The sequence below is a fragment of the Microcoleus sp. w1-18aA5 genome (assembly GCF_036701705.1).
Lineage (GTDB): Bacteria > Cyanobacteriota > Cyanobacteriia > Cyanobacteriales > Microcoleaceae > Microcoleus.
On record NZ_JAUPTE010000014.1, the window covers coordinates 1 to 23,005 of the forward strand.

Genomic DNA, 23,005 nt, shown 5'->3' on the forward strand with positions numbered 1-23,005 from the left:
GGTCTGACCAGTTTTTTTTCAACAATTCTCTAAAAGCCTCTTGACAAAAGACTTACAGTCTTAACTTGTCACCAATGGCCTGGACACGGCAGAGCTGTGTCCCTACAATTAATCCGTGTAGGGACACAGCACTGCTGTGTCCTCTATATAATTCCGGTGCAACCGGAAACGAGATCATAGGATTGTGGGGATAAAGAAGCAACCAAATTTATTGCCCACCGATTTTAATTAGCTACATTACTCAAAGAAATTTCTTCTTGTCGTTGAAATAATTTAATCGATTGCAGACTATCTGAAGCAGCGTCCCAAAGAATGAATTGGAAGCAGTCAGGAATATCGCGAATTGTCAGTGATTTTGAATTAACCAGCAGGTGAATATTAGCATTGTGACAAGCCCGAAGATTATAGTTAGGTATTCGCTCAGAGAGATGATGAATATTGTGGTAAGCAATATCAGCCGAAAACCAATTAAGAATAGTTGGTAGTTTCAGATAACTGCTGCCTTCTATTGCGCCCAGCAGATAGTCCCAGCCCTCTGTTTTGTGGGCGTAGGAACCGTCAAAATTATGCTGAACAAAGAAAATACAGATAAATATCGCTGCAGAACAAGTCATGACAATTGAGTAAACACTCCAGAAAAAGCCAAACCCCAGTAAGTTGCTCAGATAAATCCAGCTACCAACAACACAAATATTGTTGAACAGTAAATCCCAAAATTCAGCCGTCGTATACCAATGTTTGGATTTATAAGAAGCAAGGATTGCAGATAAACCCATGCCAAAATCTTGCTTGAGACAAGCAAAAATATGTCGGATAAAACCCGTAATTCCCAAGATGAGCGCGAGTCTTGGCTTAATAATTAGATAGAAAAAACCACCGGGAAACAGCATCAATGGGTGTCTGAGTAACTGATAAATCTTTTGACTAAATGGGCTTAGCGCCGCAAATTTTTCGGTGGATATCAACGCCGAAGGGCCTCGGTACATATCCCAATTACCATTATGTTTGTGGTGATAAGCGTGTCCCCTCGACCAGGGGTACTGAGGAATCGCATTGATGATACCTAGCATAAAACCCATAATGCGATTGACTTTTTTGGAGCTAAAAAGAGAATAGTGTCCGCAATCGTGCATCAAAGAGAAACAACGTCCTGAAAAAAGTGTCATCAACACCATTATCGGCGGCAGCAGGAATACAGAAATGGCAGCCGCTTTAAAGGCTAAAAACCATAAAAATGTATAAGGAATCACTGTATTGAATATTTGGCAACTAGCTTTCAAGTTGTTGCTCTTCATATAAGGAGCTAGCACAAAATCCGACTTTTTGATCGCGTTTTTCATTCAGTATGTCTATGGTGTGTGGATCAGTGCTTAGCTTACCATCAGGAGATGCTGGCTATTTTTGGAATTGTTTTCTTGCAGGTAATTGGGTGAATCGCGGTTGAAAATTGACCCAGAGTTTACAAAACTGCTGATAATATTTAGTTCATTAGCTCGTCCTTTTGGTGGTTTCGCTAAGCTAAAATTAATCCCAGCATTGACGTAGTTCCTCATAACAAACGGCCAGAGTAATTTCTAATTGTTGCAGAAAATCGATTTCTATTTGACCGTCATTTGTTAGCAGAATAATTTCTTGGGTGGGATGGTATGTCGCAATGATTTGAAGCAAAATTGAGATAGCGGATGGCTCTCTTGACAGTCGTTACAGATAATCTGTTAGCGATAATTCAGTTAGGAATTGCAAGTGATGCGGAACCGTAGAGACTGTATAATCTCATTACATTTGCGGGACAGGGGCGGATTTACGCCGAACTTTCCCCGTTTCTTCCAAAGGTTTTTTTGTTGGAACCGATTTTTGCACATTTATGAGGTTATCACAACTCTGCTTTGTTTACAGAAAAAACTGTGAAGCCTGTCAACAGCCGAACAAATCGCTGCACCGGAAGGCATGAATATCATTGGTTGGTTGCACGCCATTCAGTAATTTATGCCACTATTTTTGCTTGCATCGTCTGTGCCACACTTTACTGTACCGGGTTCTAGCCCAACTCGATCGCACGCTCAAAAGTTGGGAGACTGGCGAAAAATTTGTATTGGCGGGCTATAAGGGCGATCGACAAACCGCCCGCCCCGGAAACCAAAGCTGACACAACATCCACAACCGCAGAGGATTTTGGCTAAAGTCCTTGAGAACAGAATTTAAGGAGCGATCGCAATTGCCTGCGTTTTTTGTGCTCGGAGATAGCTCGGATTTGCTACAATCTAATCGCACACGCGACTAGAAGGGATTATGACCGAACTATTAGATGAGGCACTTTCTATTGAAATGGCCGCTCGCATCAAAAGCAACCGTAAAAACTGCTTTGACAACGCTTGTAAAGCAGCGTTAGCCACCGAGGGCGCGATTTATGTTCAAGGCTTTTTAGCCGTGCCGGGAGTGCCATATAAACCCATCGAATATAGCTGGATTGAACTCGACGAGCGAATTATTGACCCCACATTTCCCCATCTCGGTTTCATCGCTCAAGACATTCATTACTTCCCAGTCCAGCGCTTCAGCGTCAAGAAACTCAAAGCAATCCTAGAAGAATCAAAAGAAGATTATCCTGAAGACGACCCGCTGCCGATTTATGGCAATCAACCTTATGAATATTACGGCGATTTGATGTTAGGCGGTAGCGATTACCAAAATGCTTACGATTTAGCTGCAGCTAAATGCCGGGAATTAAACCAACCCAAAAAACAGGATGCAAACTAATTCAACACTTACAAAAAAATGGTTAGGCGCGCTACTTACAGCGGTACTTTAGCCACTGTTGTGTTGATTAATATACTTCATCATGACTTTCCAAATCTACAAACACGGCTTTTCCGTCTTCTGTAAAGTAGAAAAGTACCCTTTCGTCGTAATCTACGCTAAAGCTCCAAAAATCCTTGAGCCTACCGGACAATTTATGAGTTTTTAAGCTTGGTTCAAACGGCTCTCTGATGAACTGTTCCAGCTTTTGCCAAAACCTAGCCTCCAAATCAGCATCGCCTTTGATCCGCTTTTTGAAAGCACGCTTGAATGAAGAACTGAAACTGACTTCCACGATTATTCCTCTATCATTACTCTAAGTTCATTGATGTTAGCGGAAAATTTCAGTTCACCTTTTTGTTGTTCAATCTGCGCTGACTTAAAGTTTTGATATATCTCTTCGCGACGTTCTTCCCGGAGATATTGCTTCAACAACAGTTGAAGCTCTTGCTTTTCGTCAGTAGAAAGATTCTTGATCGTCTCGACCACATCACTGAAAGTCATAACTTACAAAACCCTATTGTGCTGATTAGATTATAGCAAAAAATATCCTTTTGGTTGACTTTCGTTTCTCGTTATGCGCCTCTGCCTAGTCTTAAAAAAAGCAACAAATCTCACTATTTACCATTCTCAACCTTCCAAGATTCAGGAAACCTCGAATAATGAAAAGCAGCCAATAACGGATCTAACTTTTGCTCCCACATCAAATCCGCCAATAATTTAGCCGTCACCGGAGCCAACAAAATGCCGTTGCGGTAATGCCCCGTAGCCCATGTCAAATTCTCCCAAGCACTACCACCCAAAATCGGCAACTCATCAGGAGTAGCCGGCCGAAATCCCCACCAAAACTCCAAAATCGGATAATTTTGTAATTCGGGATATAACTTAATCGCTCCTGCTAGCAAAGTTTGGATTCCCGCAGGGGTATTTCCCGGCGTGAAATCCACATTTTCGCTAGTTGCACCAATAATAATTCGGCCATCTTGACGCGGCACAATATAAATGCCCGTCCCGAATAGAACGGTTTGCAGGGGCTGGATAACTCCCCAATCTTCTGGTACACATACTGACAGCATTTGTCCCTTTCTTGGAAAAACCGGAACATTCAATAACTGCTCAGACCAAGCACCCGCAGCCAAAACATAACGGTCTGCTTGCAATTTTCCTGCTGTTGTTTCAATGCCAAAAACTCGGTTTCCCTGCCGAATAATTTCCCCTGCATTGCCTTGAATAATCTCAATCTTTAATTCTTTAGTTGCGGCCTGAAGCGTCCGAAATAAAGCGCGGTTGTCAACTTGAGCGTCGTCAGGATACCACCAACCGCCAATTACTTCTTTACCTAATCCAAACTGGTGCTGGCGAACTGCATCTCTGTCCAACCATTGATAATTAAGGTTTGACAAAAGTGGCTTTTCTTGAAGCTCATTTTGACAAACTGGTGCGAGAATTCCCGATCGCCAATATCCCGTTTTCAATCCGGTAATATCTTCTAGCTGTTCCACCCAGGCGGGATACAGTGCGCGGCTTTGCAAGCACAAATCCAGCATCGGACTGGGGGGAATTCGTTCGGCTTGCGGGGCAAGCATTCCAGCAGCAGCCCGCGCCGTCGGTTGTTTAGAATCGGCGGTGATAACCGCGACAGATGCCCCTCGCAATTTCAGTTCTACTGCTAGCGAAAGGCCGATTATTCCGCCGCCAATAATCAGAATATCTTTAGATGAATTCATTAACTTTTATATGGACTTTCTGGGTTTTTTAACCGAAAGCATCTAGGATACAAGCCCCCGGATTCATCCGTGGAGAAATAAATAAAAAACGTGTATCCGAGAAACTTGCCCCCCGAATTTATCCGTGGGGTCAATGCTTCAATCTAAAATCTAAAATCTAAAATCTAAAATCGATAGATCTCTCGGATTTCTTTATGGTAAGATGCCGCGTGTGCACCTTACAGTTAGAATTCTTGCACAAGTCTTACAGATTATCTGGCAAGGCGATCGTCCTATCTGCCTTCCTTAACAAAAAATCTATGCTTGGGGTTTCCAGACAGTTTCAGAACCTTGACCCCAGAAACCGTCATATTTTGTCACCTTAATATCGCCTAAAACCTTGGTTTGGCAGGACAAACGGCGGTTGGAGGTGGAAGAATGGGGAGGAACCGAAAGTCGGGCTTTTTCGCGCCACTGGGGCTCGGAAACTTCGCCCTCGACGGTGACGGCGCAGGTGCCGCAAGTGCCGAGGCCGTGGCAGTTGATGACTTTGGCATTGCCGTTGTAGAGATCAATGCCGTTTTTGAGCAAAACTTCACGGAGATTGGCTCCGCGATCGCACTCAAATGTTTTTCCTTGCGCTTGTACCTTGACCACAGTAATTTACCCCAGTTAGATTTATGTTAATTTTCCTATATATTATCGCATTAAATTCAAATAAATTCATCTAATATGGTAAGTGATATATTACCAATTTCTCGATCGCAATTTCCCATGACAAATCGGCTCTGGATCTACGATACCACGCTGCGAGACGGTGCTCAGTGCGAGGGACTCTCCTTATCTCTCGAAGACAAACTGCGAATTGCTCGACAGTTAGACAGTTTAGGAATTCCCTTTATTGAAGGCGGCTGGCCGGGGGCGAATCCTAAAGACGTACAATTTTTTTGGCGTCTCAAAGAACAGCCCCTAACTCAAGCAGAAGTTGTAGCTTTTTGTTCGACTAGGCGGCCGGGAACTACGGCAGCTAATGATGAAATGTTGCAGGCTATTTTGTCCGCCGGTACTCGCTGGGTGACGCTGTTTGGCAAGTCGTGGGATTTGCACGTTATTGAAAGTTTGAAGACCACGCTAGAAGAAAATCTGGCGATGATTCGAGATACAATTGAATATTTGCGGAGTCAGGGCAGGCGCGTTATTTACGATGCCGAACACTGGTTTGACGGCTACAAACACAATCGAGATTATGCTATTAAAACTTTAGAAGTAGCCGCGGATGCCGGTGCAGAATGGCTGGTGCTTTGCGATACTAACGGCGGTACTTTGCCTCACGAAGTCAGTCAGGTTGTTCGCGATGTTTTAGAATCTTTAGGAACTAATCGACAAAAATTTTTACAATTAGGAATTCACACTCACAACGACTCCGGAGTTGCGGTTGCTAATGCTTTGGCTGCTGTGCGGGAAGGAGTGAGGATGGTACAGGGAACTATTAACGGTTACGGCGAACGCTGCGGCAATGCCGATTTATGTTCCTTGATTCCTAATTTTCAGCTAAAGCTGGGTCATAATTGCATTGAAGACGAGCAATTAGTTAAATTAACTCAAGTAAGTCGATCAATTAGTGAAATTGTCAATCTAGCTCCCGATGATCATGCTCCTTTTGTCGGTCTTTCGGCTTTTGCTCACAAAGGCGGAATTCACGTATCGGCTGTTGAAAAAAATCCGTTAACTTACGAACATTTGGAACCGGAAAAAATTGGCAACAGGCGGCGAATTGTGATTTCCGATCAAGCGGGTTTGAGCAATGTTTTGGCGAAGGCGCGCACTTTTGGCATGGATCTCGATCGCAAAAATCCTGCTTGCCGCCAAATTCTGGAAAAATTGAAAGATTTAGAAAGCCAGGGATATCAATTTGAGGGGGCTGAGGCTTCTTTTGAATTGTTAATGCGGGAGGCTTTGGGAAAGCGCAAGCGTTTATTTGAAATCAAAGGTTTTCAAGTTCACTGCGATAAAGGTAGGGAGGAAACAGTTAATTCTTTAGCAACGGTGAAAGTGACTGTTAACGGTCAAGATATTCTGGAATGCGCGGAAGGAAACGGGCCTGTTTCGGCACTTGATGCGGCTTTGCGGAAGGCTTTGCGGAATTTTTACCCGGCAATTACTGATTTTAACTTAACCGATTATAAGGTGCGAATTCTGGACGGATGTGCGGGAACTTCTGCTAAAACTCGCGTGTTGGTTGAGTTTAGCAACGGTCAAGACCGCTGGACGACTGTTGGGGTTTCTGGTAATATTTTGGATGCTTCTTATCAGGCGGTTGTTGAGGGTTTGGAGTATGGTTTGGTGTTGGGAGATAGGGAGGCGATCGTTTTAACTGTGTCGAGTTATTAGGTTGACGGCGAAGAGAAGTTGCCTGAATATCGATGTTTAAATAGATATCAGGCGATTTCAAGAGAGGGTTAGCCAATTTAAAAAAGGTGAAACCTAAAATTTTGCATCATTCTTAATAAGGATTTTATGGGCTGTGAGTTATCCTAGTTGTTTAACCCAATTCATAATTGTCGTATGATGTACACCTTTGACTCTTTCAATCTCCCTAAAACCCATGCCATTAACATACATTTGTAGGCATTCGTCTTTCACTTCTTGAGCATAACCTCTGTGCTGTTCATAGCAGTCTATAAATTGTCTACCACAGGTAACACACAGGTAGTTCTGCTTGCCTTTTTTTCGCCCATTTTTATTGATATGAGTTGACTTACATTCAGGACATTTCATAGAATATAACTTGTGTTAAATTGTTTTTTGTGAATTGCTCTCATAATCAATTATATCTTAATTCAGCAACGCCGATTATTTAATAATGTGGTGCGTGATGACACAATCATTTTTGCTATTCATGGTAACTCTGTATGAGGAGTTTCATCCCTCATACAGAGTTACCAGTCTCTTTCAATGGCTCATTCTAGCTAAGACTGCTTTTTCACGTCATTATTATTACCTTCCCCAACGATTGATCGCATTCCTTCGAGCGTAGCGGGAATGCTGCGCGGGTCCATAAACATCACCTTGCTGCTGCCACTGGTGCCAATTTTTAGACCCATATCCAGATAGTTTTGAGCTAACAAAAATTGTAAAGCTTCCCGCGCAGTGGGGTCATTTTGCAGAGTTTTGGCGATAATTTGCAAGGCCTCAGAAGTAGCTTGAGCTTTCAAAACCTGACTTTGGCGTTCTGCTTGAGCTTTCAAGACGATCGCCTTTTGTTGAGCTTCCGCTTCTAAAATAGTCGCTTTTTGGCGCGCTTCTGCATCCAAAACTTGCGCTTCTGCTTTACCTTTGGCGCTGTTAACTGCTGACTCGCGTTCGCCCTCGGATGTCAGAATTGCCGCCCGCTTGCGTCGATCGGCTGCCATCTGCAATTCCATCGATTCCTGTACAGTTTTAGAAGGGATAATATCCCGCAATTCTACCCGTGTTACTTTCACTCCCCAAGGATCGGTAACAATATCTAAATCTCTGAGCAATATTTCATTAATTTGAGAACGAGCAGTAAAGGTTTGTTCGAGATCCAGTTGACCCATTTCGGCGCGAATTTGAGTCAGCACCATATTTACCATTGCAGACTGGAGATTTTCTACTTTGTAACAAGCTTTTTCCAAGTCTACAATGCGCCAGTAAACCACAGCATCAACGGTGATGGAAACGTTATCGCGGGTAATACAAGCTTGCGGAGGAATATCTAAGACTTTTTCCCGAATTGTTTGTTCGTAAACGACCCGATCGAGAAACGGCTTGACAAAATTCAAACCTGGTTCGAGTCTCCTGCCACTGTATTTACCTAAAGTTTCCACCAGCGCTTCATTTCCCTGATTGATAATCTTGACGGAACCTGCGAGGGCTGAGCCGCCAAGTGCTAAAAATACAAGTAAAAAAAATTGTTCCACGGTTGCCTCCTATAAATGTTGACTTTTGACTAAAAACTAATGACTGATGACTTTTGACTAAAAACTGATGACTGATGACTAATGACTGATGACTAACTACTAATTGTCTGTGATTAATTCCACATTTTGTTTAAGAATGCAAGAGATTTTCGGGCAAAACTATCAGAGTAGTGCCTTTCCGTCCGACGACAATTACGTTTTGGTTGGGGGGGATAGTGGCCTTCGTGTCTTCGCAGCGAGCTTGCCAAGAATTCCCCTCATAAATGACTCGGCCGGCTTCTCCGGGGGGAATTTCTGTTAAAGTTTTGGCTTCCTGAGAATCTGCGATCGCCCTTGCGGTGCCTTTTGGTATCAACCGCCGAGACACCAGCACAAAAACTGTCGAAAATACCATCCACAGGAATATTTGTAAATTAACGTAAGGTAGAACTAGAGAGCATCCAGCTACCGCGAAGGCGCTCAGTCCCATCATAAAAGCGACAAAAGCAGTCGGGAGAAATAGCTCTGCCAAACAGAGCAAAGACCCAGCTATCAGCCAAAGGAGCGTAGGAGTCAAGATCATAAAAAGAATAGGTGATACTATTTAGATCTTAGATTGGAAATTTAAGATTTAAGAATTGCCAACAACTGACTATGCAAGGGTTTGCGACTTGCAGCCCCTCAGAGCGATTTTTCGCGCAGCAGTACCAGGTTGAGGCTTCCATCGTACTCCAAGTCTGAGTTTAGTAACTTAAATTACAATTTAAGCCGGTGCAGACTGGCAGAAACTACAATTTCTAGGGGCCCAAAGGCAGTTAAGAAATTGATAGGGGCTAAAATCAGTTTATTCTCAAGCTCATGAATTTGGGCTGGCGAATCATATATCTTCAGAATCTTTTTACACAAACTATTTCGATATGATCAGCAGTTTCTCCGAACCCATTTATTGCCCGAATCTTAGCTGTCCCGATCCCCGCAATACCTTTGGCCGCCAGCACTGTGCAGCGTGCGAAACGGATTTAATTTATCGCTATGTGTGGGTGGTGGGGCAAGCAGCCGAGGAAGTGCCGACGGGTAAGGTAATAGCCGATCGATACTTTGTCATTGCACCCCAAATCTGGCTCGACAGCCGTCCAGCTTTGCCTCCGAGCGTCCCGGAACAACTGCCGGATACGATTATGCCTTACCTGCATTTGTATCCCCAACGGCTGCATACGCCGGAAGTATACGGTTTTTGTTCCCTAGGGGAAGCACCGGAAGCGACAGAGGTGCTGTTGTTGGAAAATGTGCCCATCAATAATTTCGGTCGCCTGTATCCTTCTATTTTAGAAGCTTGGTCTGGGACAACCGCCGCGCGCCAAGTTTACTGGCTGTGGCAAATGCTCCAACTGTGGGCGCGACTATCGGAACAGGGAGTCGCTTCGAGTTTGCTGGTACCGGAAAATTTGCGGGTGGAAGGTTGGCGGGTACGCCTGCTGGAACTGCACCGGGGCAATTTTGTACCGACGCTACGGGATTTGGGAGATGTGTGGTCAGGCTTGGTGGAATCAGCGCAACCCGAGGTGCAGTCGAAACTCGGAGAAATTTGTCAGTTTATGCGCCGCAGCAGCATGAATTTCGACGCGATCGCCCTGGAACTAAACGATTTACTATTAGAACAAGCCGCTCAATTGCCTCTGCACTTAGAAGTAGTCGGCATGACTGATACCGGGCCACAGCGCTCCCAAAATGAAGACAGTTGCTATCCGGTTGCTGCTGATTTTCAATTTAGCAAAACTTCAGGGGGCGAGAAATTAATTCCTTACTTAACAATGGTTTGCGACGGGGTTGGAGGCCACGAAGGAGGAGAAGTTGCCAGTCAATTAGCCGTGCAATCCCTGAAAGCTTTAATCCAAAATTTGCTCGCAGAAATTGCTCAACAAGAAGAGTTGATGACGCCAACAATGGTGATCAAGCAACTCGAAGAAATAGTCCGAGTTGTGAATAATGTGATTTCTGCTCAAAATAATGAGCAGGGAAAAGAGTTGCGGCAACGGATGGGGACGACTTTGGTGATGGCCCTCCAGTTGCCTCAAAAAGTGAAAAATTCCGAGGATTTGCCCTCAAATAACAGCCACGAACTTTATTTAGTCAATGTTGGAGACAGCCGCGCTTATTGGATTGGCAGAAATTACTGTCACCGGCTGACTGTGGACGACGACGTAGCCTCAAGGGAAGTCCAGCTAGGACATTGTTTATATTGGGAGACTCAACTGCGATCGGATGCAGGAGCCCTGACTCAAGCTTTGGGCACGCGGGATGCCGATTTCCTGCGCCCGACGATTCAGCGATTTATTGTCGAAGAGGAAGGCTTACTGCTGCTGTGTTCCGACGGTTTGAGCGACAACGACTGGGTAGAGAAATCTTGGGAGAATTATGGCCCAGAGGTGCTTGAGGGCAAAATGTCTTTGGAAGCGGCAGTTCAGTCTTGGATTCGTCTCGCCAACGAGAAAAATGGTTATGACAACACCTCCGTGGTAGCGACTCACTGTCGGATGTCGCCGGAGAGATTGGTACTGTTTGATCCGGCGGTGGCCTCAGCGCCGGCGTCAGCGCCAGTGTCAGCCTCGGTGTCGCTGCCGCCTTCCCTCGTCGCTGCGTCCCTCCAGAAGTCCGGGAGGGTTCCAGAATCTCAGCTTTCAGAATCGTCCAAACAGTTGTTGTACCCCGAAACTTCCCCCGCCCCGGAACCAGTTCAAAAACGGCGCTCCAAGCTGCCGCTGCCCCTACTGGGGGTGTTGGGGCTGATATTAGCCGGCGGCGGTTTAGGTTTGTGGGTGCAAAGCCTCCAAAGCCCGCAGCCAGATCCCGCACAACTTCCACCACCGCCGGAAACTCCCGCCCCAAGTCCTTCGGAGAGTCCCTCGCCCGGGGCCGAGAGTCCCTCGCCGTCGCCGGAATCGACTCCTGCGGAAATTCCGCCGCCCGGGGCCGAGAGTCCCTCGCCGTCGCCGGAATCGACTCCTGCGGAAATTCCGCCGCCCGATAGCGAGAGTCTCTCGCCGTCGCCGGAATCGACTCCTGCGGAAATTCCGCCGGAAGAAGCGGAAACTCCTTTGCCATCAGCAGAGTAAGCGAGAGTCTCTCGCCGTCGCCCGAATCCACTTTGAGCTTACAAAACAATGCTTCGAGAGTCGCAGCTCTCTACTATCCAAATTCGGGAAAACTTTCCCAGTGTAAATGGAATGATTTCTGCTAGAGGTCGTTGATTTACAGCATATTCCATGTAGATGTAGATCGCGAGAAACCGGGTTTTTTGAACAGAATCAGTAAGGATGCGAGAACTGTAAAGAAACCTGGTTTTGCGCGGTGTGCTTTATAAACCTGGAATACGCTGTATATAAATCACACTTCATACCAATTTAATGTGAAGTTGCACATATCTCGATCCCCCTAAATCCTCCTGGTTGTTGGGGGACTTTGAGAACAATCTTGTCCCCCCCTTATTAAGGGGGGCGCCAGGGTGATCGGATTCTATGCAACCTCATAAAAAATTGGTATCACAGGGGAGCATCTCACTTTTGCAGCCAAGCTAGAAATTGGAGTTTTGAGCCAGAAGAAGTGTTTTTACAAATATGAGATGCTTCCATCACAGTTAATGATTTTGTATCATAGTCCGCTTGCAGAAACAAGATGGCTAAAAAGTCAGCCATCACTACAAAAAGTAGTTAAAAATGCTTAATAATTTCCGTGCAGCTAACAATTAGCGATTAGCAACTAACAAGATAAGCTTTTTTTATCTTGACGGCGCACAATTTATTAACTATAATTACCAGGCTAAAAATAACAAAAATCTTACGCCTAACAGTTTTTCTCAAATAACCGTTAAACTATTCTAACGTTTGCGCGTACCCAACCTCGCAGGCACAACCTATATCTGTTAAGGATTCGTCCTGATTCACAGGAGCAAGATTTTAAAATATGCATCTCAGCGAACTGACTCACCCAAACCAATTACACGGCCTCTCGATTCATCAACTCGAACAAATTGCCCGACAAATTCGAGAAAAGCATTTAGAAACTGTAGCCGCTAGCGGCGGCCACCTCGGCCCAGGATTGGGTGTAGTCGAACTGACCTTAGCACTCTACCAAACACTCGACCTCGATCGCGACAAAGTTACTTGGGATGTCGGCCACCAAGCTTATCCTCACAAATTAATCACCGGCCGCTACAACCAATTCCACACCCTACGCCAAAAAGACGGCGTTGCAGGCTATCTCAAGCGCTGCGAGAGCAAATTTGACCACTTCGGCGCAGGTCACGCTTCCACAAGCATTTCCGCAGCGTTAGGAATGGCAATGGCGCGCGACCTCAAGGGGGAAAACTTTAAAACTGTAGCAGTCATCGGCGACGGCGCATTGACTGGCGGCATGGCACTCGAAGCCATCAACCACGCGGGCCATATGCCGAAAACCAATTTGTTAGTTGTGCTCAACGACAACGAGATGTCAATCTCGCCCAACGTCGGTGCAATTACGCGGTATTTGAACAAGATGCGATTGTCGCCACCGGTGCAGTTTCTCAAAGATAACTTAGAGGAACAATTCAAACACATTCCCTTTGTCGGTGAAACTTTTACTCCAGAAATGGAGCGCCTCAAAGAAGGAATGAAACGCTTGGCTGTCTCGAAAGTTGGAGCAGTAATTGAAGAATTGGGCTTTACTTACATGGGCCCGGTAGATGGACACAATTTGGAAGAGTTAATTGCCACTTTCAAACAAGCTCATACCATCCAAGGGCCGGTGTTGGTTCACGTTGTGACGGTGAAAGGCAAAGGATATGCGATCGCCGAAAAAGACCAAGTAGGATATCACGCCCAAAATCCCTTTAACTTAGCCACCGGCAAAGGCATTCCATCCACTAAACCCAAGCCTCCAGCTTACTCGAAAGTCTTTGCCCACGCCCTGGTCAAGCTAGCAGAAGATAATCCCAAAATTGTCGGCATTACTGCTGCAATGGCAACCGGAACAGGCCTGGATAAACTTCATGAAAAACTGCCTAAACAGTACATTGATGTCGGGATTGCTGAACAGCACGCCGTGACTTTATCCGCTGGTTTAGCCTGCGAAGGAATGCGCCCGGTTGTGGCAATTTACTCGACATTTGTGCAGCGAGGCTATGACCAAATAATTCACGATGTTTGCATCCAAAATTTGCCAGTTTTCTTCTGTTTGGATCGCGCAGGCATTGTCGGTGCTGACGGCCCCACTCACCAAGGAATGTACGACATTGCCTTCTTGCGCTGCCTGCCAAATATGGTAGTTATGGCACCAAAAGATGAGGCAGAATTGCAGCGGATGATAGTCACGGGAATCAACCACACCAGCGGCCCGATCACGATGCGTTACCCGCGTGGCAACGGTTACGGCGTACCTTTGATGGAGGAAGGTTGGGAAGAATTGCCGATCGGCAAAGCCGAAATTCTCCGCAACGGCGACGATGTGCTGATCTTGGGTTACGGTTCAATGGTTTATCCGGCAATGCAAACTGCCGAGATGCTGAGCGAACACGGTATTGAAGCAACTGTGATCAATGCGCGTTTTGTCAAGCCTTTGGACACCGAATTAATCTTGCCTTTAGCACAGCGAATCGGCAAAGTTGTCACAATGGAAGAAGGCTGTTTGATGGGTGGCTTCGGTTCCGCAGTTGCTGAATCTTTGCTCGACAATAATGTTCTCGTGCCACTGATGCGGCTGGGCGTACCGGATACATTAGTAGATCATGCAACACCAGAGCAATCATTTGCAAGTTTAGGATTAACTCCATCGCAAATGTGCGATCGTATCTTAGCAACATTCAGCCGCAAACAGGCTCCTGTTAGCGTGTAAATAGCTAGAATTGTAGGGTGTGCCTAGCGCACCTTACTCTTCGACATCCGATCTATGACAGTGAAAGAGGAGCATGATTGAAGGAAGATTTGAGGATAAGGGAGAAAAAACAATGACTAACGTGAAACCAAATCGTACCGTGCGGCGGGGAAGATTGTTCCCCGAAATTCAGTGGTCAGAAGAAAAAAAAGCCCAGTGGCGAGCTGAAAGAGAAGCATTTTATCAGCGCTGCAAACCAATTTTCGATCGCCTCAAACCAGAATTGATTAAAACCCACTACAACTGGTACATGGCGGTTGAACCTGATAGCGGGGAATATTTTATCGACAAGGATGATATGCAAGTTGCAAACATAGCCCATGAAAAATACCCGAAAGCTAAATTGCAGGTTTTTCGGATCAATGAAACCGGAGTTTGTGGCACAATATGATTCAAGGAAGATTTGGTGATGAGGACGAGCTATTTTTTGAACTTGAACTGATTGCTGATAACGGCTTAGAATTACCTGTTGATGCTCTGCTTGATACAGGTTTTTCTGGCTGGTTAGCAATGGACAGTCAGGATTTAGATGGACTGGATTGGACATATGTGAAACAAGAAAAAATGCGAACAGCCAAGGGAGAATTTGATTTTGAACTTTATGTAGGAAAAGTGCGTATTGATTACCTAGAATTTGACATTCCCGTTCATGTGGGTGACGGAGTACCGGAAATTTTAATAGGTCGCCAGTGGCTGAAAACTCGGCGGTTAGTAGTTGATATGCCTGCGGGTATTTTGACATTGGAAGCGAGTTAAAAGCAAAATGAATTTAAAAAGTTTTGACATAGTAATAGTCGGAGCAGGCCCAGCAGGCGGTCACTGCGCGAGAATCCTAGCCCAATCCGGTCACAAAGTCTTGCTGGCAGAGCAAAACGACAATTTTTATAAAAATGACTTTTCTAGCGCCGCTACACCTCTAGAAACTCTCTCTAAATTCGATTTACCTAAATCCGTTATCGGCAGTTTTTGGCACAAACTTACTATTGAAACTAGCAAAGTCAGTCAAACTTGGGAGTCTCCCGAAAGCTTGGGAGTTGTTCTCAATTTTGCTAAATTTAGAGCATTTTTGGCCAGCGAAGTTGAGCGATTTGGCGGTGAAGTTTGGCTTGGTTATCGCTACACCGGACATTCACAAAGCAAGAGCGAAACAACAGTCGAGTTTAAACAGTTATCCGACGGTCAACTTATCAAAGTTAGCACTAAAGTATTGGTTGATGCTACTGGCTTTGCTAGGGCGATCATGTACGAAAAAGAGAATGATAAGCCTGATTTTTTGTCGGGAACCGGCATCGAATATTTGATTGAAGTAGAGCCAGAAGTTTACAATAAATACAGCGGTGATTTAATCTTATTTGTGGGCGATAAATGGATGCCTAAAGGTTATTCTTGGATATTTCCCATGGAACAAAATAGGCTGAAAGTTGGTGCTGCCCGCATTTTTTTAGATCAGAAAACACTGAGGCATTTGTCACCGCTGAAAAAATATATTGATTTACTGATTGATGAATATCTAAAGTCTAAAAATTATAAAATTCTTGACAAACACGGTTCCATGCTGAAGTATAGTCGTGGTTTGAAGGATATTTATTGCAAGCATAATATAATTGCGATCGGCGATAGTGTTTCGACAGTAAATTTTTTGGGTGGCGAAGGGATTAGACACGGGATGGATGGTGCCCAAATCGCGGGGAAATATATTCAAAGGTATTTGGAGGGGAAAATCTCAGATTTTCGGGATTATGAGACGGAAATGCACCGCAAGTTTGATCGGAAATGGAATATTTCGGAACGGTTGGCGGTGAGAAAGTATATCGATGATGTTAATGATGAACTGACCGATAAAATAATTTCTTATTTAAAGTATATGAAAACTGAAGATGTGATGGATATTTTATTTTATTATAAATTTGAGAAAATTTCCAGAGGGTTAGGCGGTTATTTGCAGAGAAAAATCAAGGAATTGATTAATAAATTTCACTTGTAAGGTGCGTCCGTTGAGAGATTGTTAGTTGAGGGAAAAATCTCGCTGATTGACTAAGCTAATTTTAAGGCATTTTCTGCGGTGACTTGAATGCGCGGCAGCGACAATAAAGAATCTTCAAAACTGCTCAAATTTAATGTATATGATACACCAAAAGTATATCCACTCGCTCCAATTAAATGCGCTACAATTGGATCAACATCGCCGTAAGGATAGGCAAAACATTTAACAGGTTTCTCTAATTCCCGTTCCAAGATAGCACGGGATTTGCCTGCCTCCCGCACAATTTCTGTCGGCGACAATGGAGTCAAAGGTTGATGAGTGGCAGACATAGAACCAAATTCAATCCCTGCATCCCTCAGTTGCAAAATTTCCGACCATCCCATTAACGGCACTTCTTCAAATTCCGCTTTTTCCCAACTATTTGTCTTTCCTATTGACTCCGCTACGAGAAAAACAGTTGCTGTAAAATCAAACCGTTTTAGTAGAGGCCAAGCATATTGGAAAAAGTCGAGATAGCCGCCGTCAAATGTCATCAATACAGCTTTACCGGGTAAAGGAGTTTTAGCCAGTTTCGCGCTTCGCCAATTTTCCCAACTCGCACTGTAATAACCCAGATTTTTGAGATTGTGTAACTGTTGTTCAAAAATTTGGGGAGTAACTGCGTCTAAACCGTCAGGAGAAATGTGGCGGTAGGAGAGAATCGGGAGTTTTTGTGTAACGCTATGGTTGTCCAAAAGTTGAGGTTTCACGGAGTGAGAAACTTCCCGATAAGAAGATTTTGAGCCAATGATTTCCGGTGCGTAAAATACTTGCTTTGGAAACTTATTTTCTTGGGGAATTTGCATTGTCGGTTCCCCAGCGATTGCTGCGACTGACTCGATTTCCGGCAGCGCCGCCGCCGGGAGTGAGGCGCGGCGGCTGACACTCGTCCCGATCGCACCCGATCGCCTGCCGAACATCACCGCATTTTGGGGGTAAATGCCCCCTGCACCCGGTGCATTCAACCAGTCGGGCAAATTAGACCTTTGTTGAGCACAAGAGGCTAAGCGCGATCGTAGCCATTGCTTGCCGTTGAGTGGTTTTCCCAGCAAAGCTTCTCGCACGGTGGCGATGCACAACTCAAAACCCATATTTCGATTAATTGTCGATCGCAATTTTTGAGCCGAAACAAAATTATTTTCCACCGCAACAGTGACAATACCGACAGCAACGCCGCCTACTTTCACCAGCACATTTATTTCAGAAAGCTCAACTTTTATATTAGCAAATTCCTCGCTAACTTCTACAGAAATCAAATCTTTTTCGAGGGTAATTGTTGGGACTTTCTCAGCTATTTCAGGCTTGTAGAAATCCTCCAAATGCCAATGCGGACGCCCCCATAATTCTTGCATAAATAGCGTCCAGTCATGTTTAGGGTGCAATGGTTCCAGCAAATTTTCCCACAATTTATTGCCTTTTTCGCAGCGATTGCGTTGAAAGAAGCGATCGAGAATTTGCCAAGCAAACTGGGCTGCAACCGCATCCGCCAAAACCGCAGCCGCCACCATGCCATCGCAAATAGGCAATTCAATAATACCGAGTTGAATTCCTTCTAGTTGGATCGTACAGCACAGGCGATCGCATATTTGCAAAGCGTAAATATCCGAAATTGGTTCGCTCACTTCCACCGTAACTTTCCACGCCATTTCACCCTGGACTCGCTGAATTTTCTCTAAAATATATCTAATTTCATTTCGCGTGAAAATTTTATGATATTTGTGAACGTTACTACTTTTGACATCTCTCTCAATTCCTTTATGCCAAGGTAGATTTAAACTTAGCTTGGCTGCTTTTTCTTGATAATTAACGAGCATTGTATCGTCATATTCAATGCCCATAAAATTACAAATTTGTCCTAAAATTAGTGTTTTGTTATCTAAAAGTTCCTCATATTTAACTAATATATGATTGGATTTATTAATGTATTTGTGGCTAGTTAACATCGCGTGTTCCCACCGATAGATACAGTGGTTTAAATCCCAACCAGCGCCCCACAATTCGTTAAAACTCCTAGTAGCATCATACATAGAAGCTATTGTATCCATACCGTTTCGCAAAATATGTATAAATTTCGCATCCGGCAAAAAGCGCTCTATGTCATCAATAAAATATATGTGTTCCGGCGTTTTTTCCAACCAAATGCTTTTTTTTTGTTCAGCAGCCAAACCATCCAAAACTCTCACAAACCAACTAGCTTTAGCTTCCACAGTTTGGCTGTCATCAAAATCTTTCAAAAGTTCAGGACGTTTAATCTCATCCTTAAAAAAAGCTTCCATTCTACCTGGCAACTTTCCCGCAAACTGATCGTATAGCAAATAGTGAAAAAACTTAGATTCTGGAAAAGAAATAACTTCGGGATGAGCAGCTAATAAGCTTTGAAGAATTGTCGTGCCACTGCGAGGCGAGCCTAGGAGAAATATGCGTTTCATAACATTTTGCAATTATTATAATTAACTCTAGATTTTGAGGTGGGTTGGGTTTCGTTCTCGGAACCCAACCTGCCAATTCTAACTCCAAGTAAAATCCTGTTTTAACAAATCAGATAGTTCCTGATTATAAGGCTTGAAATAATCTGTTAGTTGTTGTTCGATTGCTGCTGGTATTTTGCTGTACTCCTCGATCGCATTAATCTCATATTGTTTACTTGCGATCGCACTAATATCCAAGAAATCTAACACTTCCGAAAAAACTTTATCGGTATTTGCCTCAAAATCTTCGCTTTTGAGAATTAGCAACTGTTCCCTCGGAAAATAATCAAGCCAATTCCTGATTTGTTCAACATAAATTCCTCGCGACAAATACGAATAATGTTGGTGGTTGAAACTGTAATAACTTTGATCGGTTTTAATTTTTTCAATTTCACCTTTTAGGCGATCGGGTTCGGAAGTAATCGCCTTTTCAAAATCCAGCTTTTCGCAGCCGATCGCCACTTCTAAATGATAGTGCAGCCAAGCTCGTTTGACCGGGTTTCGCAGCATTACAATCAGCTTAACATCCGGGAAACACTTGTAAACCCGCTCTGCCACCAACGGATGATAAATATAGTAAGGAGTCATTTCCCACAGCAACACCTTTTCATCCGCCACACTGCGCGTCAACTGCTTGCTGTACCAATCAACGCCCCGCTCAAAATTCAAATCAAAAAAGTGAATGTTGCGGGAACCATCTTTGATAATTTGCAAGTGATTTGCGAGATAGCCGGATAGAGGTTCCGTGCCGCACTTTTGAGCGCCAATAATTAAAAAGTCTGGTTCCTGCTTATTTTTCAACTGAGTCGAAATCTTGGCATAGGCGGGATTATCCTTATTCAATGCGTGAACTTTCTCGGCTGGTTCTGGTAAATCCGCAACCTGCATTTTGCCATCAAATTCCCAGCGGTAGGGCGGACAAAGAATCGTTTTTTGGTTGACAGTCGATCGCACATACAGCGGATAAAGGTGCCAATGATAATCGTAGGCGTAAGCAAAACTCTTCTCGTAAACCCCAGGATTCACATAATACTGACCGTTGCCTAAATCCAGCCTGTCTACGTGCAGGCGGATTGTGCCTTTCCCTTCCGCCAGTGGCAGCAATCTGCCCATTTGATTAGTATTAGTTTCAAAACAACTTTGACCGTCTTCCCGGCTAATTGTCACGCCAAAAATAGCAGCCGAAATTGGCTTCGGTACAGAATAATGAATTTCCACAGTAATAGAATCGCCACTGTTTATCTCATCATCCGGCAACACTTTAACATCCGTAATTTCTACTTCCAAAGAACCGAAGCGATTGTCATTGATTCGCAGTTGTGAACCCATACTCGTCACTTCAGGAGGACGCATGGGAGTGCGTTGTTCGGTTGCTGGGCGCATTTCCGACAAATACTGACCGACTACCACTTCCGGTTCCCCGTAAGCCACGATTTCACCTGATTTCAGCCACAAAGCCCGATCGCACAGTTTATGAATTTGCGCCGCGTTGTGAGAAATCAAAACAATCGCACATCCTTGATTCTTAAACTCGGTGATTCTGTTCAAACATTTATTTTGAAAAGCCACATCACCAACCGACAAATGTTCATCAACTAACAGCACTTCTGGATCGGTGTGAACCGCCACCGAAAAAGCCAGCCGCATTTGCATCCCGGTACTGTAAGTCCGCATCGGACTATCAATAAACTGTTGCAATTCCGCAAATTCAACAATATCATCAAACCGGCGCGCAGCTTCCCGACGAGTCAAACCGGCCACCACTGCACCCACAAACACATTTTCTCTGCCCGTTAAATCCGAGTGAAAACCCGCACCCAAATCCAACAAACCGCCAATTCTGCCATTAACTTCAATAGTTCCTTCTTGAGCATGGCCGATACCGCCAACAAGTTGCAGCAGCGTCGATTTTCCCGCGCCATTCTTGCCGAGAATTCCCAGCATTTCGCCGGGAGAAACAGTGAAATTGATATCCCGCAGTGCCCAAAAACGCGCCTGCGGTTTCATCTGCCGAAAACCCGCCAAAGCGGCCTGCATAATCGTATAAGGTCGATCGGCAGAGTAGCGGTTGAAACGTTTCCCCAAACCCTTGACAACAATAGCTTGACGCATTTACAATTCCTCCACAAAAGTATTGCTTTGCCGTCTAAAAATTCCCAGTCCGATCGGCAAAAGAGCAGCCACAACCAAGCTAACAATTAACAGCGCCAGCCAATCCGGCTGCGTACCTTTGAGCAGTATGGCGCGGTAAGCTCCAAGCAGTGGCACCATAGGATTTAACTGATACAAAGGCTGAAATTGTTTCGGGACGCTGTTGAGGTCGTAGAAAATCGGAGTCAGGTAAAACAGCATCTGCAAAACTACGCCCAAAGTATGCTGAGTATCGCGAAAAGTGACATTCAAAGCGGCGAGGGGATAAGCCAAACTGACTGTCAAAATAAACTGAATAACCATCAGCAGCGGCAACACAAACAGCACAGCACTCGGCTGAACGCCATCAATTGCCAGAAAGATAATTAACACCGGCAAAGCTAACAGAAAGTGAATTAGCCCAGTCATAGTAGTGACTACCGGCAAAATTGCCGTGGGAAAATTAGGCTGTCTGATTAGCGCTTTATTGTTGGTAATTAATCCCGTTGCTTGAAATAATGCGGTTTGAGACCAACTCCAGATTAACAAACCGCTGAAAGCAAAGGAAGAAAATTGCGGAATGTTAATCGGTATAACAGAACGAAACACAAAGGAAAATACAGCTAACTGCAACAGCGGATTGATTAAAGTCCAAGCAATCCCCAAAGCCGATCGCTTGTAAAGTAATTTCATATCGCGATCGACCAACACCCGCAGCAAATCGAAGAAATGAGCAATTTTGCGCCTGTCAATCAGCTTTGGAACACTTCTCATCGCACACCTCCGGCAACTTCCTGCGGTTCAGATTGTAGTTGCTCTTCCGGCTCAATCTCAGCTAACTGCTGCGCCTGCAACTGCGCTTTTCTGTAAGCAAAAGGACTGTCGAGAGCTCCCAGCAACTCGCTGACTACCAACTTGCGCGGCAGCCAACCCGGAGACCCCAAGCGGCGCACCAGCCACCAACCAAGCCACTGAAACATAGCAAATTTCCAAATTTCCCAGCGCGGCACAGTCCGGTTGCGATAGCACGTGAGTACATAAGCCCCAAAACCGCGCCCGTTATCCTGCAACTGTCGGCTCAAAGCATCGGCGCTGCGCCGGTGCAAGTGCCACACAAAAGCTCTCGGCTCATAAAAAGTCGAGTATCCCTTAGCCAAAATCCGATGAAACATCTCAATATCCCCACCACCGCGAGTCGCAGTCCCCACATCGAGAGCAACATCAAAATTGCCCACAGCCTCGAAAACTTGCCGCCGGAAAGCCATATTCGCTCCCACGCCGTATTTGCTAGCCCACAGCAACTCCCGCACAGAAAGTTTGCTACCGTCGGTTTTGTGGCGGTCGAGGTTTTGCAGCATTCCGCCATATATCAGTTCAAATTGCTGTTGTGGCAAGGTTTCCAGTTCGGCTGCCGCCACTAAACCGCTCACGGCCATAATTTCTGGGTCAGCAAACGCCGAAGCAATACCCCGCAGCCAACCGCGATCGGGCCGCACGTCGTCGTCAGTAAAAGCAATAATCTCATGCCGCGCTTCCGCGATCCCGCGATTGCGCGCCCAGTCCAATCCTGGCCGTTCTTCCTTGACGTAGCGTACCGGCAATCGCGCGACTAATTCAGCGGTGCTGCTGCTTGCAGGAGCGTTGTCTATAACGATAATTTCGCGCTGGGGATAGTCGAGGGCGAGCAGAGCTTCCAGAGCGCCTTTGAGCAAATCTGTGCGATCGCGCGTGCAGATGACAACACTAATTGACGGCAGGTCGCCATCCGCCACTGCTTCAGAAACAGCGCCGAACTGCTCTCCTAAAGTCGATCGCACCAACTCTTTTCCTAACTGATCCACAATTGTTTGTCGCACTCGCTCAGCGGAAATTGTTTGTTCCCAGGGATTGTTACTAACATAAGCCCAGCCCAGAGGCCGTCCCCGGTAGCGAACTAAAATCCGAACTCCTTCGTATTGTTCGAGTTGCCTAATCGGATTAATCTGTTCGGCAAACTCAATCTCCATAACTTTTATTGCCATAACTTGCTCCTGAAAATTTTGCAGCGGGCAC

General features: G+C 45.1%; 18 protein-coding genes and 1 pseudogene. 7 read left to right on the top strand and 12 right to left on the bottom strand.

Features of this window, described 5'->3' with window-relative positions; translation table 11 throughout:
• Positions 1-224 precede the first annotated feature (224 nt).
• Positions 225-1,340: a fatty acid desaturase gene (locus tag Q5691_RS07375; protein WP_333344300.1), complete on the bottom strand. Its 1,116-nt coding sequence runs from the start codon at positions 1,338-1,340 to the stop codon at positions 225-227.
• 949 nt (positions 1,341-2,289) lie between these two features.
• On the opposite strand from Q5691_RS07375, the gene Q5691_RS07380 reads away from it, so the two are divergent.
• On the top strand, positions 2,290-2,757 hold the full coding sequence (locus Q5691_RS07380) for a hypothetical protein (protein WP_333311769.1): 468 nt from the start codon (positions 2,290-2,292) through the stop codon (positions 2,755-2,757).
• A gap of 67 nt (positions 2,758-2,824) precedes the next feature.
• Here Q5691_RS07380 and Q5691_RS07385 read toward each other — a convergent pair whose 3' ends face one another.
• The 4 genes from Q5691_RS07385 to Q5691_RS07400 form a co-directional block, all read right to left on the bottom strand.
• Positions 2,825-3,091: a type II toxin-antitoxin system YafQ family toxin gene (locus tag Q5691_RS07385; RefSeq protein WP_333311770.1), complete on the bottom strand. Its 267-nt coding sequence runs from the start codon at positions 3,089-3,091 to the stop codon at positions 2,825-2,827.
• A gap of 2 nt (positions 3,092-3,093) precedes the next feature.
• The gene (locus tag Q5691_RS07390) at positions 3,094-3,300 is read right to left on the bottom strand and encodes a hypothetical protein (protein WP_333148050.1); all 207 of its coding nucleotides are present in this window, start codon (positions 3,298-3,300) and stop codon (positions 3,094-3,096) included.
• Positions 3,301-3,413: 113 nt separating this feature from the next.
• A complete protein-coding gene (gene thiO, locus Q5691_RS07395) occupies positions 3,414-4,523 on the bottom strand; it encodes a glycine oxidase ThiO (RefSeq protein ID WP_333344302.1) in 1,110 nt (369 codons plus the stop codon).
• A gap of 297 nt (positions 4,524-4,820) precedes the next feature.
• Entirely contained in the window at positions 4,821-5,159 is a 339-nt protein-coding gene (locus tag Q5691_RS07400; RefSeq protein WP_333084631.1) for a 2Fe-2S iron-sulfur cluster-binding protein, read from the bottom strand.
• A gap of 75 nt (positions 5,160-5,234) precedes the next feature.
• On the opposite strand from Q5691_RS07400, the gene cimA reads away from it, so the two are divergent.
• Complete coding sequence (gene cimA, locus Q5691_RS07405) at positions 5,235-6,893, top strand: citramalate synthase (RefSeq protein ID WP_445304806.1); 1,659 nt, start codon at positions 5,235-5,237, stop codon at positions 6,891-6,893.
• A gap of 141 nt (positions 6,894-7,034) precedes the next feature.
• On the opposite strand, the pseudogene Q5691_RS07410 reads toward cimA, so the two are convergent.
• The 3 genes and pseudogenes from Q5691_RS07410 to Q5691_RS07420 all read right to left on the bottom strand — a co-directional run.
• Positions 7,035-7,280: pseudogene (locus tag Q5691_RS07410) on the bottom strand (IS1/IS1595 family N-terminal zinc-binding domain-containing protein); the annotation flags it as partial.
• Positions 7,281-7,471: 191 nt separating this feature from the next.
• The gene (locus Q5691_RS07415; protein WP_333208876.1) at positions 7,472-8,446 is read right to left on the bottom strand and encodes an SPFH domain-containing protein; all 975 of its coding nucleotides are present in this window, start codon (positions 8,444-8,446) and stop codon (positions 7,472-7,474) included.
• A 130-nt stretch (positions 8,447-8,576) separates the two neighbouring features.
• Positions 8,577-9,008, bottom strand: a complete 432-nt coding sequence (locus tag Q5691_RS07420) for an NfeD family protein (RefSeq protein WP_333208874.1) — start codon at positions 9,006-9,008, stop codon at positions 8,577-8,579.
• Positions 9,009-9,342: 334 nt separating this feature from the next.
• Here Q5691_RS07420 and Q5691_RS07425 point away from each other — a divergent pair, with 334 nt between their 5' ends.
• From Q5691_RS07425 to Q5691_RS07445, 5 genes are all read left to right on the top strand, one after another.
• The gene (locus Q5691_RS07425; RefSeq protein ID WP_333344304.1) at positions 9,343-11,538 is read left to right on the top strand and encodes a protein phosphatase 2C domain-containing protein; all 2,196 of its coding nucleotides are present in this window, start codon (positions 9,343-9,345) and stop codon (positions 11,536-11,538) included.
• A gap of 847 nt (positions 11,539-12,385) precedes the next feature.
• Positions 12,386-14,293 carry a 1-deoxy-D-xylulose-5-phosphate synthase gene (dxs, locus tag Q5691_RS07430; protein WP_333311773.1) on the top strand — a complete coding sequence of 636 codons (1,908 nt, stop codon included), beginning with the start codon at positions 12,386-12,388 and terminating at the stop codon, positions 14,291-14,293.
• 73 nt (positions 14,294-14,366) lie between these two features.
• Positions 14,367-14,723: a hypothetical protein gene (locus Q5691_RS07435; protein WP_445242589.1), complete on the top strand. Its 357-nt coding sequence runs from the start codon at positions 14,367-14,369 to the stop codon at positions 14,721-14,723.
• The gene (locus tag Q5691_RS07440; RefSeq protein ID WP_333208869.1) at positions 14,720-15,088 is read left to right on the top strand and encodes an aspartyl protease; all 369 of its coding nucleotides are present in this window, start codon (positions 14,720-14,722) and stop codon (positions 15,086-15,088) included. The genes Q5691_RS07435 and Q5691_RS07440 overlap by 4 nt, the downstream gene beginning before the upstream one ends.
• Positions 15,089-15,095: 7 nt before the next feature.
• Positions 15,096-16,316 carry an NAD(P)/FAD-dependent oxidoreductase gene (locus tag Q5691_RS07445; protein ID WP_333208868.1) on the top strand — a complete coding sequence of 407 codons (1,221 nt, stop codon included), beginning with the start codon at positions 15,096-15,098 and terminating at the stop codon, positions 16,314-16,316.
• A gap of 50 nt (positions 16,317-16,366) precedes the next feature.
• Here the strand turns inward: Q5691_RS07445 and Q5691_RS07450 are convergent, their stop codons facing one another.
• The 4 genes from Q5691_RS07450 to Q5691_RS07465 form a co-directional block, all read right to left on the bottom strand.
• Entirely contained in the window at positions 16,367-18,784 is a 2,418-nt protein-coding gene (locus Q5691_RS07450) for a sulfotransferase (RefSeq protein WP_333311774.1), read from the bottom strand.
• Between the two features lie 78 nt (positions 18,785-18,862).
• Positions 18,863-20,935 (bottom strand): Wzt carbohydrate-binding domain-containing protein, encoded by a 2,073-nt coding sequence (locus tag Q5691_RS07455; RefSeq protein WP_333344306.1) that lies wholly within the window; start codon positions 20,933-20,935, stop codon positions 18,863-18,865.
• Positions 20,936-21,727, bottom strand: coding sequence for an ABC transporter permease (locus tag Q5691_RS07460; protein ID WP_333208862.1), 792 nt, complete (start codon positions 21,725-21,727; stop codon positions 20,936-20,938).
• Positions 21,724-22,974, bottom strand: coding sequence for a glycosyltransferase (locus Q5691_RS07465; protein ID WP_333208861.1), 1,251 nt, complete (start codon positions 22,972-22,974; stop codon positions 21,724-21,726). The genes Q5691_RS07460 and Q5691_RS07465 overlap by 4 nt, the downstream gene beginning before the upstream one ends.
• Positions 22,975-23,005: the final 31 nt, after the last annotated feature.